Annotated in this window: 12 protein-coding genes; 1 reads left to right on the forward strand and 11 read right to left on the reverse strand. The window is 45.1% G+C overall.

The genetic code is table 11. The features are described 5' to 3' along the window. Position 1: 1 nt before the first annotated feature. The 3 genes from AC4IE7_RS19420 to AC4IE7_RS19430 form a co-directional block, all read right to left on the reverse strand. Complete coding sequence (locus AC4IE7_RS19420; RefSeq protein ID WP_490778524.1) at positions 2-2,866, reverse strand: ATP-binding cassette domain-containing protein; 2,865 nt, start codon at positions 2,864-2,866, stop codon at positions 2-4. 78 nt (positions 2,867-2,944) lie between these two features. After that, a complete protein-coding gene (locus tag AC4IE7_RS19425) occupies positions 2,945-4,210 on the reverse strand; it encodes an HlyD family secretion protein (protein WP_490778525.1) in 1,266 nt (421 codons plus the stop codon). Between the two features lie 1,363 nt (positions 4,211-5,573). Continuing rightward, positions 5,574-6,125, reverse strand: coding sequence for a C40 family peptidase (locus AC4IE7_RS19430; RefSeq protein WP_490778526.1), 552 nt, complete (start codon positions 6,123-6,125; stop codon positions 5,574-5,576). Positions 6,126-6,364: 239 nt separating this feature from the next. On the opposite strand from AC4IE7_RS19430, the gene AC4IE7_RS19435 reads away from it, so the two are divergent. Beyond that, on the forward strand, positions 6,365-7,255 hold the full coding sequence (locus AC4IE7_RS19435; protein WP_490778527.1) for an AraC family transcriptional regulator: 891 nt from the start codon (positions 6,365-6,367) through the stop codon (positions 7,253-7,255). Positions 7,256-7,589: 334 nt separating this feature from the next. Here AC4IE7_RS19435 and AC4IE7_RS19440 read toward each other — a convergent pair whose 3' ends face one another. From AC4IE7_RS19440 to AC4IE7_RS19475, 8 genes are all read right to left on the reverse strand, one after another. Then, complete coding sequence (locus AC4IE7_RS19440) at positions 7,590-8,285, reverse strand: hypothetical protein (protein WP_490778528.1); 696 nt, start codon at positions 8,283-8,285, stop codon at positions 7,590-7,592. A 255-nt stretch (positions 8,286-8,540) separates the two neighbouring features. After that, positions 8,541-9,536 carry an NAD(+) synthase gene (gene nadE, locus AC4IE7_RS19445; protein ID WP_490778529.1) on the reverse strand — a complete coding sequence of 332 codons (996 nt, stop codon included), beginning with the start codon at positions 9,534-9,536 and terminating at the stop codon, positions 8,541-8,543. Between the two features lie 58 nt (positions 9,537-9,594). Beyond that, on the reverse strand, positions 9,595-10,011 hold the full coding sequence (locus tag AC4IE7_RS19450; protein WP_490778530.1) for a VOC family protein: 417 nt from the start codon (positions 10,009-10,011) through the stop codon (positions 9,595-9,597). 1 nt (position 10,012) lies between these two features. Beyond that, positions 10,013-11,551, reverse strand: coding sequence for a class I adenylate-forming enzyme family protein (locus tag AC4IE7_RS19455; RefSeq protein WP_490778531.1), 1,539 nt, complete (start codon positions 11,549-11,551; stop codon positions 10,013-10,015). A gap of 1 nt (position 11,552) precedes the next feature. Next, positions 11,553-11,798, reverse strand: a complete 246-nt coding sequence (locus AC4IE7_RS19460) for an acyl carrier protein (RefSeq protein ID WP_490778532.1) — start codon at positions 11,796-11,798, stop codon at positions 11,553-11,555. A 236-nt stretch (positions 11,799-12,034) separates the two neighbouring features. Next, the gene (gene asnB, locus AC4IE7_RS19465; protein WP_490778533.1) at positions 12,035-13,963 is read right to left on the reverse strand and encodes an asparagine synthase (glutamine-hydrolyzing); all 1,929 of its coding nucleotides are present in this window, start codon (positions 13,961-13,963) and stop codon (positions 12,035-12,037) included. A 151-nt stretch (positions 13,964-14,114) separates the two neighbouring features. Beyond that, positions 14,115-16,217: a xanthine dehydrogenase family protein molybdopterin-binding subunit gene (locus AC4IE7_RS19470; protein WP_490778534.1), complete on the reverse strand. Its 2,103-nt coding sequence runs from the start codon at positions 16,215-16,217 to the stop codon at positions 14,115-14,117. Next, complete coding sequence (locus AC4IE7_RS19475) at positions 16,214-16,690, reverse strand: (2Fe-2S)-binding protein (RefSeq protein WP_490778535.1); 477 nt, start codon at positions 16,688-16,690, stop codon at positions 16,214-16,216. The genes AC4IE7_RS19470 and AC4IE7_RS19475 overlap by 4 nt, the downstream gene beginning before the upstream one ends. Between the last annotated feature and the right edge of the window lie 59 nt (positions 16,691-16,749).

Consider the following 16,749-nt stretch of genomic DNA (forward strand, 5'->3'; position numbering starts at 1 on the left):
CCTAAGTATCATCGTTGGTAGGCATTTGATAGAGCGTATCCCCTGATGATCTCTCAACAAGCTGTCCCTCATGCAGTATAAAGACTCGATCCGTTGGGCTTATCAACACTTCTTTCTGAGTAAATGAAACATAGATTATGTCTGTTCTATTCAAAGCATCGTGGATTTGGGCATTAATGCCCTTGTCGAGATAACTGGTGGCCTCATCGAGAATCAATATATTTGGTCTTTTGTAGAGGGCTCTTGCTAACAGGAGTCGTTGCTTTTGGCTGCCAGAAAGGTTAGTACCTATATCGCCTACCATGGTCTGCAAGCCCTTTGGCATAGCTGTGATCTCTTCGTATAGTCCGACACTGCGCAAGCTTTCGGTTACCCGTTGTTGATTCAGGTTGTGATCAAAAAATGCAACATTCTCTAGAATTGGTGCAGCAAACAGTTGGTCTTCCTGAGTTACTGTACCTATATGGGCACGATATTGGACAAGATTGATCTGTCTTAGGTTGACGCCTTCGACAGTAATATCGCCTATATCAGGTATCAATAAACCAAGCATCAATTTGATCAGTGTTGTTTTGACTTTCTCCGAGAGTCCGAGGATGACAACTGAATCTCCCGATTTGATATCCAGGTTAATCCCGGAGACTATCCAAGGTTGGTCGTCGGTATGGCGATACCATACATCCTCAAACGCAATGTTGAAGCTTGTTTCAATATCTGAGTGGTTTTCGCCAGCATCAATGTTGTGATGGTTAACTTCTATCACAATATCTTCTTGGGGAGGTTTCAAAAGTTGTTGTTTGCCTGATGACCTTAGTAAAAGCTCTCCTTCATGAAGCGTAAATACTCTATCGGTTTGGCTGAGTAGCTCTTCTCGATGGGTGATTGAGATATGGGTTCTGCCTGCATTACGCAAAGCAGCATGGACATGGGCTTGATTGCTCTTGTCGAGATGGCTTGTGGCTTCATCGAGAATCAGAATCTCAGGACTCTTATAGAGCGCTCGTGCCACCAGTAAACGTTGCTTCTGGCCACCAGAAAGGGTGGTGCCCATATCTCCTACCAGGGTCTGCATGCCCATTGGCATGGTGGTGACTTCTTCGAGCAATCCGGCACTACGCAAGCAATCAACAACGCGTTCCTGTTCCAGCTCCGGATCAAAAAATGCAACATTTTCCAGGATTGAGCCTGCAAACAGTTGATCTTCCTGCATCACCGTACCTATGTGTGAGCGATATTGAGCAAGATTAATCTGTCGTAGACTGATCCCATCAACCAGGATATCACCCTTATCGGGTGTCAATAAACCGAGCATCAATTTAATTAATGTCGTCTTACCACCACCAGAAAGTCCAATGATGACAATCGAGTCACCAGGTTGTATTTCCAGATTGATTCCGGAAAGTACCCAGGGTTCACCGTCGGCATAACGAAACCAAACATCCTCGAATACCAGACTAAGGCCAGTTTCCGAAGGTATAAGAGAAACACCTTCTTCTGTACTGTCACGTTCGTGGAGTACGATATCACTTAAGCGTTCAGTTTGAATGGAGAGGAGTTTGAAACTTACCATCTTATCTACGAATGCAGATGTTTTGGAGATGAATTGCTCCTTATAGCCAAGATAGGCGAACAGCATACCGATTGTGAATTCACGATTGATTATCATACTGGCGGCTAGCCAGATAACCAATGCGTTTTCAAGGGCAACTAAAAAACCATTGCCCAAGCGGAATCCGATATCGAGTTTCTGTAAAGCGATACGAGCGTTATAAACATCAACTTGCTGATTCAGCCATGTGGAAACACGAGTTGTCTCGAAGTTAAACAACTTCAAGCTTTGTACGCCTCGTATACTTTCCAGCGTAATACTGCTGAGTTTGGCATCTCGTATGATCTCTTCCTCACTGCGTAAACGATAGACATGATAAAAATAGGTACGTAATAAGACATAGAGTAGTGCCGAGAGAACTACGATGAGAGTGAGTTCTACGCTGTAGAAGAGCATTACGCACAACGCAATTACTGCCATAATACTGTCCACGATACTCTCAATGAAACTATCTGTGATTACACGACGAATCTGATCCACAGCACCAAATCGGGACAGAACATCACCAAGGTTTCTTTTCTCAAAAAAGGAAATAGGGAGGCGTAACAGGTGTGAAAAAACGTTGGTCGACCACTGAAGATTCATACGTGTACCCATGACCATTAATAGCCAGGAGCGTAGCGATGAGGTGACAAGCTGGAATATCGTCAGCAAAAACATACCGCTAACCAGCACCAGAAGTAGTGAGTGATCGCCAGTTACCACAACATCATCGATGATCCACTGATTCAGCCATGGCAGAATGATAGCGACGATTTCCAGGATTAATGAGACGACCAATATTTGTCCGAGGGAGCGCTTTAGCCCTACTACATGGCCAAGCAGGTTACGTAACCGGACTCGAGTCTTCTCCTTCTTGGGAGTGAAGTCCGTTCCTGGTGTCAGTTCCAGTGCTACACCAGTGAAGGAGCGTCCGAGTTCCTCCAGAGTTAGGCGACGTTTACCAATACTTGGGTCATGAATAATCGCTTTGCCTCTCTCCATTTTAGTCAGAACTACAAAGTGACGCAGTTCCCAGTGTAAAATGCAGGGCATATTCAACTGAGTCAGTTCATCGATTTCCAACCTCAGAGCGCGACCTGCAAGTCCGATATCAGATGCAATATCGATCAATGTTTTTAAGTTGAGTCCCTTCAGTGACAATGAGAAGCGGTTACGTAGTGCGCGAAGGTCAGTTTCATAACCATATTGAGCTGCACACATGGCTAAGCATGCGAGGCCGCATTCTGCGGCTTCAGTTTGCAGTAGTACAGGCACTTTATTTCTTCGGCCTAGGTGCAAACGTTCAAAGATTTCCATGCGATACCGTGAATATAAGTGAAAGATTGGCTGTCATTAGATATTACTGCCCAAGGCCATTACTGGATCGAATACCCATTCGATAAGGCGTTTTCTCTCCAGATGGATATCTGCCTCAAGAGTTAGTCCGGCACGCAGCGAAATAGGTTTACCGTAAGCTTGGATATTCTGAGATTCAGGACGCACAGTAGCTCTGAAAAAAGTCATTCCCTGATGCTTTTCCATTAAGTGTGGAAAACGCGTTTGAAGCTCTACCCGTGAAGCGTCAACATTCGCAAGTTCTGTCAATTCACCCTCATAAACACCAAACTTTTGATAAGGGTATGCATCATAGCGGAGTTTTACACGCTGACCGGTTCTAAGAAAACCGATAGCGCTACTCGGTATAAATATCTGTACATCCAGGCTTACTCCCTGAGGTAAGAGGGTGGCAAGTGCTGTACCAGCTTCAACCTGTCTTCCGACATCAACTTGAATATTGCTGATGGTGCCATTGACGGGAGCTCGTACATAGCTCAGACGAGCGCTTCTCTGCTCAAGGCTTTGCTGTTTTGTTGAAAGCAGAGTGCGCTCCAACGAAGACTGATCAGCTTCGGTGCGTAGTTGTGTTGCACGGATATCACTAGTTGTCTCCATATGGCGGGATTTGAGAGAAATCAATTGTCGCTTCAAACCCTCGAGCCGGGTCTTTTGCTCAATATGCGAACTTACCTGCTGTTGGTATTGTAATTCAGGTATGATGCGCTCTTCATATAGCGGTTTCATGTTATCTAACAAGCTTTTTGCAGATTCAATATGTTGCTTTTGCAGTTCTATTTCAGTATCGAGAGAGTTGATCTCCTGTTTGAGAAGCGCGGCCTTCTTTTTTAGATTGAGTGCCGCATCCTTACCTTGATTGATACGATTACGGATCTCGTTTGTGAGATTTTCAGACTGGCTGTCAAGGGTTTCTTCTATTAACTGCTGAGTTTCACCCAAATCATTGAATTTATCCTGGCGTACTTCGAATAACAGATCACCGGCAGTGACCTGGCTTCCTTCAGAAACCTTAACTTCATAGATTACACCTGATTCCCTGGCCATAAGATGGATAGCGCCATGGCCAGGAACAGTTAGGCCAAATACACGCTCCTTACGAGTAAACTCAGCAAATGTGAGGAATAGAATAATCGCAAGGGTAACAGCAGTAACAGTAAAGGTAAGACTCCATAGTTTTATTGACTGCGTCAGGAGAATTACACCCGTTTGGCGATTACTCTGCTGAGCTTCAACCACTTCTCTCCTAAAAAGTTCGTCATTCATCCCTGTGTCACTTTGTTCAGTACATCAACATACTCATGTAGATGAACTTTAGATTGAGTTTTGTAGATACTATTTTATTAAAGCTTAATGATCGCTTATACGATGAGTCAGTGTTTGCTTTAGATGGTTTTCAGAAAAGATTGGCCACAAAAGTGGCCAATCCAGATGGTTAGAAACTATTTCCAACCATAAGCTGAATCAAATCAACTTAGCACCACTTAGGTATGCATGAGGAGATGAAGTCAAAACAAAAGTGGTGACGGTGGTGACGGTGGTGATGGTGTCTGGGTTTTGGTTCACAGACAGGTGTTGGTGTGCATTCTGGAGTGGGTGGGCACTCAGGCTCAGCTGGTGCTGGTTGATCACAGCCGCCTTCTACTTTAGTGAGTTCCATAGCGTTCAATGTTCTCATAAAATGCTCCTTGAGTTATTGAAGTAATAATGTGATTTATGCACGAATCGAATAGAAAATGTGATTTAGTGCAATTCCATTTTTAGACCGTCGTCACGATCCGCGGATAGATTATCAACTTTTATCTTTTTGTCAAAGCTTCATTTGGAAAATATTATGTCTACATAAAAACTTAAAAAGCATCATAGTGAAAGTTATATTTTTAGAGTTAGTAGATCACAGGTGGTGATATTGATAGGTAGATATGATTGATTGCCAAAGTACTATAAATATAGGTGCATAATATAAAAACAATTTGTTTGAAACTGTAAATATAAAATATGAGGCTATTTTAAAAAAATTGTTAGTGCAAAATTGTCGTACAAAGCACTTGAATAACTTCAGTAAGAAAAGTATTTATTTATGGAAAAATATATATATAAAATAAAAAATAAGAATAGCTAAAATTACATACACATCATTGATGTATATTATTCAGTAATCATCTGCAAAAATCAGGTAGAATTAAATCTACTTCAACATCAGTTATAGGTCTCATAAGTGATGTTCATTATAAGGTTGTCAAATCATTTTGAGTTAATCTCCACAATGTATAATGTGTTTAATTAAAGTGACAATATTGATTGGCAGACTATTCAATCAGACCTGTAAGTACATTCTTAAAATGTAATAGTACAAATCCTAAGTCTGCTGCTTACCACGATTTATTGTGTTAAATGGCCTAATTCCCGCTATCTATAATTCCATCCAAGTATAATGCAACATTTAGGCCGTAGGAATTAAAATCATTAATATTAGTGACTTAAATATCTGCATGATTTTTGGAAAGCATTGGGTGTAAAAAACTTCGACACAGTTTTGTCATTCATTGGAACCTGCTTTGCAGACAGAGATTAGTTCGTCCCGGTCAGGTTTACTGTAGCCAGTAGTGGTTAAAATTGTAGATGAGATTCAATCATTGTCTAAACGCCCAGCTGAGATTAAACGGCTGAGCCAGTATGGATTGTCTAAACTGGATATAGAAACCTGCTTCTTTGAAGAAGAGGCGTGAATGAATTGTTTATCCCCAATATAGAGTGCAACATGTGAGAGTTTTTGAGAGTTGATTCTGAAAAAGAGAAGATCACCAGGGCGTACCCTATAGAGTGGTAGTCGTGCAGATAATCGGTATTGATCTTCAGCTGTTCGAGGTATGGAAATACCTGTTTTGTCAAACAAGTAGTATGTAAACCCACTGCAATCAAATCCCAAAGGTGTTGTTCCGCCATAGAGGTATGGCGTTCCTATCAGCTCTTCCGCAATATTAATCCTTAAATCGGAAATACTTCGCCGTGTTGTAAGGTTATTAACTTCTCGATTCTCACTTGCACCACTAGGTACAGATGAGCAGCTGGTCAATAGATTGATTAAAACAAGAGCAGAGATGACTGTTGCAAGTGTATGAATTAACAGATCCACTAAACTTGTCGCTTGTTCAGTGTATCTGGAAAATAATTCAATCATAACTCTACTGTCTGGGCTATTTAGTTAATTTCTTACGTATATTAGATTATTTCATGCTTACTTTAAAATTAAGAGCTACTTACTTATGAATATTAGGATCTAGGAATATGATGTTTGTTGTAAAAGAGATACCGTAGCCTATCTCCTCTTTTGAGTATGACAGAATATCCATCTTAACCAGAAAAATCGCAAACATTATCAGATGGAGTTAGATAAGCTCAGTATCAGGAGGTGAAAACATGAAACAGTCAACGACAGACAGTTACCGACAACGTGTCATCAGGGTGATCGAGTATATTCACGATCATCTGGATGAAGACCTTACTGTTACTGTTCTGGCAGATGTTGCCTTCATGTCTCCCTACCATTTTCATCGAATATATCGAAAACTGGCCAGAGAAACACTGAACGCAACCATCAGGCGTCTTCGCCTCCAAAGAGCTGCGGTTGAGTTGATCACGTCAACCAAGCCGCTTGTACGCATAGCTACCCATGCATCCTATAGTAGTCCTGAGGCTTTTAGTCGGGCCTTTATGCTTCAGTTTGGTGAATCTCCAACAGAGTACCGAGGTGCCAGGCATGATAGGACGGGTAGGGTAGATGAACCTTTTGTAGCTATGTTGCCTATGGAAATAGAGGAGTATCATGATATGTATTCTGTTGAAATTCTAGATGTAGATTCAATTTCTCTCATTGGATACCCCCATCAAGGGGACTATATGGATATCGGTCGAACCTTTGAGAAGATATTTGTCTATGCTTCAAGCCACAATCTGCTGAGTGAAAAAACCCGTTCCATTGGTCTCTATTACGATGACCCTAAGACAGTGGAAAAGAAGAAGCTAAGATCGTTTGCCGCAATATCTGTTCCTGATGGAGTAGAAGTCCCCGTAAATGGTGAGACGCCTCATAACAATGAAATTCCAGGTGGTATATGTGCCAGTCTGTTATTTAAAGGCTCTTATGCTGAATTGGAAAAGCCTTATGATTGGCTTTTTGGTCACTGGTTACCTCAAAGTGGTTATGAAGCTTCAGATTTTCCACCGTTTGAAGAGTATTTGAATGACCCTAAGAATACGCCGCCTAATGAGCTACTGACAAGAATCAACTGTTTTGTTTCCAAGAGATAGATTCACGAACTACATGCCCATCAACATTGAAGTGTTCAACCTGATGGGCATTTTATATGCACCAAATCCTACTGAAATCCTCTATGGGAATATTGACAGTTCAAGTTATAAATTGCATTGAATATTACTGCTGCAAGTATTTAGCGCTTGTGGATATTCAATTACCTGAAAACTCCGGATTAGATGTTGTGGTAAAAGTAAATGAAGAATTATATACACAACCAATATTGATCGTAGTCACCGACCATGCATTTCTAGTGTAACATTAATTGATACTCAATGCTGGATTTGATGCTCTTCTCAATAAACCTGACTTAGCATTCCTCCAATATGGCTAGAATGTTACTTCGCACTCAATAGCTTCAGGAATCCTCTCCATCGGCACTGAATCCAGGATCTTTCCATTTTTAAGATCTATCTTCTTTATAACCATCTCTTTACCTTTTTTGTTATTTTCGAATACGTAGAGATGATCTTTGCAAACGGAAGGCTTCCGCTCTCGCCAGTTAAGTGGTGTGCACCACTCTTGTTCGATTGAGCAACAAGCGCCATTGGTAGGGTCTGCCTTTCTTAATGAATGTGGGTAACAAGCTATCAAGTCTTCTTTAGACGCGTAGACTACTTCTGAGTTTGCTGGAAAGCTAAACATCGCAGGTAGCCAGCGCTCATTAACCAGTTTAAAAACAGATCCTGCATAATCACTTAAGTACAAGTTCTCCTTGTAAATGAATAGTTCTTTTAAAATCTCTTCGAATGACCAATATTTTGGTGGCTGCAAGTAGCTCGATACTTTTGATAGCTTAGAGTGTTCATTACCTGACTTATCTACTTGGGTCCCAATCAGGAAAAGCGCATTATTGTAGCGCTTTGCGCTAGCAACAAAATGGGTATCTAGGCGAATCATCTGACCTTTGGCGTTGGTAACCTCTCCTATACTATTCCAGGAAAAGTCAGCCTGTTCATCAGCAAAACAACTTACCAGATTATGAGACAGGGCAATAAATAGAGATATTTGTCTGAGTGCATACATCCCAACCACCAACAAAGTAAGCCTAAGTTCTCATGAAATATTCGATTAGCCCCATATGACTGTCTACAGCTGAGTATAGGATGATCTCAGAATTGTTCTGAGTTATGTCTGAATAATGAACGGCTCTCTCCCACTAGAGGAAGAGCCGGGTATTGGGATTAGTGAAAAAACTTCAACCCTCTCCAAGCAGGTGAGGGCTGAGGTGTATGGGGCCATTACTGAATCTGTTGAGTGTTGTAACTTTGTGGTGTTGTTTTATAGATCCAACTCTGGAATCGGTTCAATCAAATAGGGCTTGGCATGCAAGTAGTGTGTGGTTTTACGTTTGTTATCGATATCCTGCTTGACGAAGCGGGCTTGATCTTCTGAGATATTGAGCATTTCAGCCAATTCCACATCGGTAGCACCTCGGTTATGTGCCCATAACGCTTTGTCCATCTCCTGGTAGGGCAGGGCGAAATAGAACTCATCCTGACCTTGGGGCAGACTGTAGGTGTCGGTGGTGGGAATGGCGTCACAGATGGATTCTGGCAGGCCCAGGTGTCTTGCCATGGCATAGACCTGGGTTTTATAGAGATGGGCAATTGGCTTTAAATCAGCGGAGCCGTCACCATTCTTTACAAAGAAACCCTGATCATATTCAAGTCGGTTGGGTGTGCCGATTACTGCGTAGTTGAGACGGTCTGCATGGTAGTATTCGATAGTTTTACGGATACGCTGCTTATAGTTGGTGGCGGCAACGATCTGCAGGTACTCTCTGAGATCTAGACGTTTCTCATGCATCTCTCCCTGTGGATCCTGAACCACCAGCATAAAGTGGTTGACCTGCCCATCCATGCCGCCTTTGATCGTGATCTTGTTTTTCCAGCCATCAGTATATTCCGGGAAGGTCTTTTTGATCGCTTCGTCCCGGGCGTCATAACAACCGATAGCTTCCAGGGTGGCAGCGATATTGTGCCGGGTACTCTCGACCCCAAGATGTTTGATCAGCTGGCTGCTGCGGGATTGAGTATCTTCAGCGGAATCCACCTCCGGAATCTGGATAAAGAAGCATTTCCCCGGGCCAATCGCTCTGACGGCGAGTGCTGCAGAGACTGAACTGTCAATACCACCTGATACTGCAACAACCAGTCCGCGCTTTCTGAGTTTGCTGCGCAAGGCTTCCCGCATGGTCTCACAGATACGGTCAGCTTCTTGTTCGCGGTCGAAATTTAGGATTTCAGCTTCGTACCGTTCTGAAAAGGATTGCATTCTTTTTTCTCCCCTTGATACTGTTTGTTTTCCGTTCGATAGCCGACACATGGCTCCGTTAGAGCAGGTTTCGCCGTTTGTCGGTATCGATGATTTCAATATTCAGACCCCCTGCCACATAGGCGAAGGCGATCAACTCGTCGTCGAAGGCCTCTCCGGGCAGTGGGTCAGCTGTCATTCGTGCGCCACGCTCTAGCAGATCATCCATTGTCTGCTGGACATCATCTGCTTTGAAGCAGAGATGATGTAAGCCTTCGCCTCTCGATTTAAGGAAATTTGTCAGTGGTGACTGTGGACTGGCAGGTTGGATCAGCTTTATGTCAAGCGAACCAGGCTTGCTGAAAAACTGTACCAGAACATCTTGCTTGGTGTTTTTCACAACCTCTGTTTTTTCCTTGTACTGTAAGATGTCACACAGCCTGTCTTTGCTCGACTTGATAGATCTCACAGCAATGCAGACATGGTCGACATCCATTCTAAGATCCTTTCTCTTGTAGTTGAAACTTTTGGATTTTGCCCGATGCTGTTTTGGGTAATTCGGCAATAAATTCAATACTCTTTGGAATCTTGTATATGGCAAGATTCTGTCGGCAATGACGCTGGATAACTTTTTTGTCAGTGTCATTAATGTCTTTCGGCACTACAAAGGCCTTGATGATTTCACCCAGCATCTCATCCGGTACGCCTACAACAGCCACTTCCATGACACTATCGAGTTCCTGGATCACCTCTTCGATCTCCTTCGGACTGATACGGTTTGCACCGCTCTTGATCATGTCGGAGGAGCGGCCATCGATAAAGAGATAACCATCACTGTCAGTATGGGCCAGATCGCCAGTATAGAGCCATCTATCTTTTAATACCTGGGTGCTCTTTTCTGTATCTCTCCAGTAGCCTTGCATGATGTTGTCACCATGGGCGCAGATTTCACCGGTCTCACCGGGTTTGGTTACCTTACCCTGCTTGTCCCTAACCTCTATCGTGGTGTCTGGTATGGCAATACCGATAGAGCCTCGTTTTTCGCAGATTTTTTCTGGTGGTAGATAGGTTAAACGTGCACTGGCTTCTGTTTGGCCGTACATGATGAATATCTGGGTTTTGGGTAGTGCTGCCAATAGTTTATCAGTTAAGGCAGGTGCCATTGCACCGCCAGCCTGAGTCAGATAGCGCAGCTTACTGAGATCAAAGTCATCCAGGTTAACCCGCCCGAGCAGTAGAGCAAAAGTGGATGGCACACCGGAAAATCCAGTTACAGCTTCATTGGCGATTCGTTCTACGACCCGATGAGGGTAGACCAGGTTGTTTTCCAGAATCAGTGATCCACCTACAGATAAATGGGTGTGTAGTACAGAGTTGCCATATGAGTAGTAAAAAGGCAGCACATTGAGGATGCTGTCTCTATTTGTCAGCTGCAGATATTTCTGGATCGATTCAATATTCGCGCTGAGATTGCCATGACTGAGGGTAACCCCTTTGGGACTCCCTGTGGTGCCAGAGGTATAGATGATTGAAGCGAGATCGGATGGTTCGAGGTCGAGACTCGGCAGTGAAGCCTGCTGCTGTAACACTCTATTCCAGGGGGTAGGGTCATCGACACTCTCTTCCGATAGTGATTCGCCTACCCTGATCAGTTCTGTTCCCTGCTCAAGTTTGTCAGCAATTGCAGTAAACTCTGCATGCTTATTATCTACAAATAGCCATTTTGCCCCGGAATGGCTTACCCAATTGAGGACATCCTTCGCTTTTGCCTGGGTGTTGAGTGCGACAGTGACGCCACCAGCAGCCCATATGCCGTAAAAAATCGCAGCATAGTCTGCAGAGTTGGCGACTACCATCGCAACTCTGTCACCCTTTTTCAGGCCAGCCTCAACGAGATATCTCGCCACCTGTCCAGCCAGTTCGGAGAGCTGCTGATAGGTGCATTGCCGGGTTACATCGGCAATCGCGAGCTTATCGGGTTGAGCTGCGGCAATCGACCTGAAATGATCGATCAATGGCAACGCAGGTGCTGTCACATTATTGGCTCTTACGTCCGATGAAGGCGACGATATTGTTCACTGAGTCGAGGTTTTCGGGAACCATCTCTGTGTCCTCAACTTTAAGGTTGAATTCGTCTTCCAGAAAGTAGATAACCTCCAGAATGCCAGTGGAGTCCAGGATACCCTTGTCAAGGAAGGAGTCCGTACTATCCAGGGCTGATTGGTCATCGGTGAACAAATAGTTTTCCAGGATATAGTTTCTGATCTGAGCTTCTGTTGACATGGGTATTCCTAAAGTTCTAACAATTCGAAGATATGCGCATGATACTGCATCGAACTGTGCAAAAAAAACGTTAATTCTTCACTATATGAGCTGTCTTATCGACATTAGTTATTATCCCGGTTGAGAATAAGAGCCAAAACAAGACAGTTTTTAGTCACCGGGGTAATAACATACAAAGCATATATCGGTTAAATATGGCTTTCCTGAAGTGTATTGGAGATTTCTAATGAGTCCATCTACTCTGAACTACTGCCTAAAAATTGGTCATCTACAAGCATCGTAGAGAGGATTCCGACAAAGGCCATATTGTCTCCAAAACCCAGTGCTTTGCCTTTGGCGCATTTTTTTAACAACATATTGGTTGCTTTGGGATTGAAATAACCCGCTTTTTTGATGCGTGCTTCGCTGAACAGCTCATCCACATAGTCGAGGGGTTTGCCCTGTTTGAAAAATGATTGGCTGTCCGGTGCCCTGTAGGGTTGCTTGCTGCGATTCCTGATACTCTCGGGAATCAGACCTTTCATGGTCTTTTTCAGCATATATTTCTCATTTAACCCCATGATCTTATAGCGACTGGGCAATTTTGCCGCAAACTCTATCACCCGGTGGTCGAGAAAGGGAAAGCGTCCCTCTATCGAGTTGGCCATCGCCACCCGGTCACCCTGGGAGCATAGAAGATAGCCTGAAAGCAGGGTGTGCGCCTCGATGTACTGATCCCGATTCAGGGGTTTCCACTGATTGATTTCAGTTGGAAGAATCCGTTCAATGGTGGAGAAATCAACAGGGGATGCTGAGGCACGCGCCTCATCAGAGAAGAACTGCATTATCCTCTGGGTGGTTGCCCAACGAGGAATATGGGCGAAATAGGGTTTACTCAGATGTTCCATACCCTGTTGAAAAAAACGTTGGGTAAAGGCGCCACTGGCTGTAGGCGAGTGCTTCAGATAGGGATAGAGTCTCTGTAATATCAACGGACGCCATTCAGAATCTGGGGCATGACTCCAGAAGCGTCTGACTTTTGCCTCTTTGAAGATGTCATATCCACCAAAAACCTCATCAGCGCCTTCACCGGTCAACACCACTTTGTATCCCGCCTCACGGACGGCACCTGACAACAGCATCAATGGGGTCGGGGCAGTGCGGACGATGGCAGACTCGGCATGCCGAATCACCCTTGGAAAAGCCTCCCCGATATCGGACTGTTTGCACAAAACATGGGTATGGTTTGTACCCAGATAGTCCACCAGATCTTTTTGAAAACCACTCTCATCGAACTCCTCATCCTCAAAGCCTATTGAAAAGGTTCTTAGCGGGGTATCAGTGAAGTTTTTGATCAATGAGGTCAACACAGATGAATCGAGTCCACCACTCAGATAGGCACCGACCGGGACGTCAGATCTGAGTTGTAGACGTACCGAGTCGATCATCAGAGATTTTAACTCTTCTGCCCAGTCCTCAGCAGATTTATGCTGGTCTATCTCGTCGTTGGGGAAGTTCCAGTCCCAGTATTGATCGATGTTTAGTTGTCCGCTTTCAACAACCATGCGATGGCCGGGTGGTAGAACTTGAATATCTTCAAAGAGGGAGTTTGGGGGCAGGGCACTCCAGAAAGTGAAGACCTCCTGTAAAGCGGTGAGGTTGATTCTTCGGGGGATCGCGGGATGGCTGAAGAGGGATTTCACCTCAGAGGCAAAATAGAGCCGGCCTCCAACCTGGGTATAGAAGAGAGGTCTGATGCCTGTCCGGTCACGGGCGATCACCAATCTGTCCCGATTGCTATCCCAGAGTGCAATAGCGAACTGACCGTTGAGATGATCGACAAAATCATCACCATGCTGTTCGTACAGGTGAACGATTACCTCGGTATCTGAATGGGTATAGAAGCGGTGTCCCTGTCGCTCCAGTTCATCACGTAGCTCCAGGTAGTTGAATATCTCACCATTGAAGACAACCTGGATTGTTTTGTCTTCATTGTGTATCGGCTGATCACCACCTGCCAGATCGATGATACTAAGTCTGGCATGGGCCAGTCCGACGCGATTCTGGCTAAAATACCCATACCCATCCGGCCCACGGTGATGAACCGCATGTATCATCTTCTCCAGTTCACCTCTGGAGGGTGAAGTACCGTCCTTGAGATTAAGAATACCTGCTATGCCACACATATTTTTATCTTGCGTCCTTCAATTGGGGTGGAGAGGGCCGGGGTTAGCCGAAGACTTTAACATGCCCGACATGTATTTGCCGATAGTCATAAAGATGGAATCATTGAATAGTATTTGCGCAGATATATTGCCACTACAATCGATGGAACGTTTATATAAGTCGCACAGGCAAACTTCTTACCGGTTCACCGTGAGCTGCGAGGAGGGCATTGGCCAGAGCCGGGGCCAGGGGGGGGACACCCGGTTCACCCGCGCCACCAGGATCATGATGGTTTTTTGCCACGATGACTTCAATCGGTGGCGTCTCTTTGAATGACAGTATCGGGAAGTCGTGGAAATTACTCTGTTCCACTTTACCGTTTTTTAATGTGATTCTGGATTTAAGCGCTGCGGTCAGAGCAAAGATGATGGAACCCTCCATCTGCGCTTTTATGGTATCGGGATTGATCGTTATACCGCAGTCGATGACACAGGTGACCTTACCCAGTCTAAAAGCTTGATTGTCATCTTTGATGAGTTCAACGACTTCGGCTACATGGCTGCCAAAGCTTGAGTGAACTGCGCAACCCAATACCCGCTGTTCACTCTGTTGATTCCAGGAGGCAGCTTCTGCTGCGATCTGCAGAATAGTTTTTAACCGGGGTTCACTCAGTAGTTGGAGACGAAGTTGCAAAGGATCATGTCCTCCCGCAACAGCCAGTTCATCAAAAAAATGCTCTATCGCGAATGCATTGTAGTGGTGTGAGACCGATCGCCAGGGACCTATAGGTACCGGTGAATTAAGGCGCTGCATCTCCACCAGGATATGAGGGATCGAGTAAGGCAGTGTTTGGGCGCCATACTCATCGACCTGCAAGCCGGTGATCTGGTGGTGCCAGACCTGGGGAATGCCCTGTTTGTCCAGTACACCCCTGAGATGATGTTGAGTGATTGGATGGTAGTAGTCGTGCTGTAGATCTTCGCTTCTCGGCCAGACCAGCTGTAGAGGCTGATCTATGCGATGAGCAATCTTCACCGCCTGGCTAACATAGTCCTGTATGTTTCTGCGGCCAAACCCGCCACCCAATAGGGGGGTTATCACTTCGATGCGTTGCTCAAGAGCTTCGATCTTATCTTGAGTTGGCTCGGCAATGAGCGATTTCAAGGCAGCCAGTGCACTGGCTTTGGCATTGGTGGGAGATTGAGTGGGTGCCCAGATTCTTATCCGCTGTTGCTGAATCTGCACTGTGCAGTTCATCGGTTCAGGAGTCATATGGGCCTGAAAGGGCAGATCATATTGCGTTTCTATGGGATTAGAGTGGTCTTCAAGCTGGGAGAGTGGTTCACCTTTTTCCAATATCAGGGACTTTGTCTCCAGGGAGGCGTGCTGTGTCAAAGTCTGAATAATATCTTCACTATTCAGTTTGGCTGACTCTCCCTCACTCCATTCAATCTTCAGGGCTTTTCTGGCCTGGAAGGCCTGCCAGGTATCCTTGGCGACAACCACAACCCCTTCATCCAGGGTAAAGCAGTCTATGATGCCAGGCCGTTTTTTAATGTCAGAGGCGTTGACTTGCTTCACTCGCCCCCCAAAAACAGGGGACTGGACAATGGTCGCGTAGCACATGCCTGGCAGTTTGGTGTCGATGCCGTAACGGGCGCTGCCGTCGAGCTTTTCAGCCAGATCAAGTCGCGGTAGTGAGCTACCGATAAGTTTGTATGTGTCAGGTTTCTTTAACGCAATCGAAGAGGGAATCGGTAATTTTGCTGCACGGGTTACCAGATCGGCATAACTCACGGATTGGGAAGAGGCAGCATGAACTATTCGTGATCGATCAGCCTGGCACCCATCAATTGCTACATTAAAATAGTCTGCCCCCGCATTCAGTAGCATCTGTCTGGCAATGGCGCCTGCATTGCGCAGTGTTTTCCAGTTTCTTCTCACACTACGACTACCGCCTGTTCCCTGAAAACCATACGCCGGATCCAGGGAGGCGTGCTCAACACGAACTTTCTGCCAGTCTGCCTCCAACTCCTCTGCCACCATCATCGCAAGTGCTGTGTAGGTGCCCTGACCCATCTCCGATTCGGCGATGAATATGGTGACAATGTCATCGGTGTCGATTCGTAACCAGGCATTTGGTGAGAATGGTGGAGAGGCCTTTTCACTCGATTCGATGCTTTCTGTCCAGCTGATACCCAATACCAGAGCAGAGCCGGCTGATGCAGCGCTCATCTTCAGAAATTGTCTTCTGTCCGGATCGAAACAGTTCATGAGGATGCTTCCTTTTCTCTCAATACTCTGGCCGCCTGATGTATGGCCTGACGGATGCGTGGATAGGTACCGCATCGGCAGAGAACCTTGGACATGGCCTTATCGATCTCATCATCGGTGGGATTGCTGTTATTTTTCAGCAGCGCATAGGCCATAATGATCTGGCCGGATTGACAATAACCGCACTGAGGGACCTGTATCTCATACCACGCCTTGAGGATGGGATGGTTTTTCTCTTTAGCCAAGCCTTCGATGGTTACGACTTTTTTACCTACAACTTCATAGGCTGTGATCTGGCAGGCCTGCATTGGCTGATCATCAACCAGGACCATGCAGGATCCGCAAAGCCCTATACCACAACTGTATTTGCTGCCGGTAAGATCGAGATGGTCACGCAGTACCCAGAGCAGGGGTGTATCGCTGTCGATCTCGAGCTGGGCTATTGAACCGTTGATTAACAGTTTTAGTGTCATTTAAACAACATCTCCCTGAAAGCAAAATACTTACTAACCGCCGGATCAATAGTTACCGG

It is taken from the genome of Candidatus Thiodiazotropha sp. AKAK3 (genome assembly GCF_058244645.1).

What these genes read in the sequence shown, in the direction of transcription:
- AC4IE7_RS19425 (WP_490778525.1), bottom strand. Translation starts at nt 4,210, where the DNA reads ATGAATGACGAACTTTTTAGGAGAGAAGTGGTTGAAGCTCAGCAGAGT.
- AC4IE7_RS19430 (WP_490778526.1), bottom strand. Translation starts at nt 6,125, where the DNA reads ATGATTGAATTATTTTCCAGATACACTGAACAAGCGACAAGTTTAGTG.
- AC4IE7_RS19435 (WP_490778527.1), top strand. Translation starts at nt 6,365, where the DNA reads ATGAAACAGTCAACGACAGACAGTTACCGACAACGTGTCATCAGGGTG.
- AC4IE7_RS19440 (WP_490778528.1), bottom strand. Translation starts at nt 8,285, where the DNA reads ATGTATGCACTCAGACAAATATCTCTATTTATTGCCCTGTCTCATAAT.
- nadE (WP_490778529.1), bottom strand. Translation starts at nt 9,536, where the DNA reads ATGCAATCCTTTTCAGAACGGTACGAAGCTGAAATCCTAAATTTCGAC.
- AC4IE7_RS19450 (WP_490778530.1), bottom strand. Translation starts at nt 10,011, where the DNA reads ATGGATGTCGACCATGTCTGCATTGCTGTGAGATCTATCAAGTCGAGC.
- AC4IE7_RS19460 (WP_490778532.1), bottom strand. Translation starts at nt 11,798, where the DNA reads ATGTCAACAGAAGCTCAGATCAGAAACTATATCCTGGAAAACTATTTG.
- asnB (WP_490778533.1), bottom strand. Translation starts at nt 13,963, where the DNA reads ATGTGTGGCATAGCAGGTATTCTTAATCTCAAGGACGGTACTTCACCC.
- AC4IE7_RS19470 (WP_490778534.1), bottom strand. Translation starts at nt 16,217, where the DNA reads ATGAACTGTTTCGATCCGGACAGAAGACAATTTCTGAAGATGAGCGCT.
- AC4IE7_RS19475 (WP_490778535.1), bottom strand. Translation starts at nt 16,690, where the DNA reads ATGACACTAAAACTGTTAATCAACGGTTCAATAGCCCAGCTCGAGATC.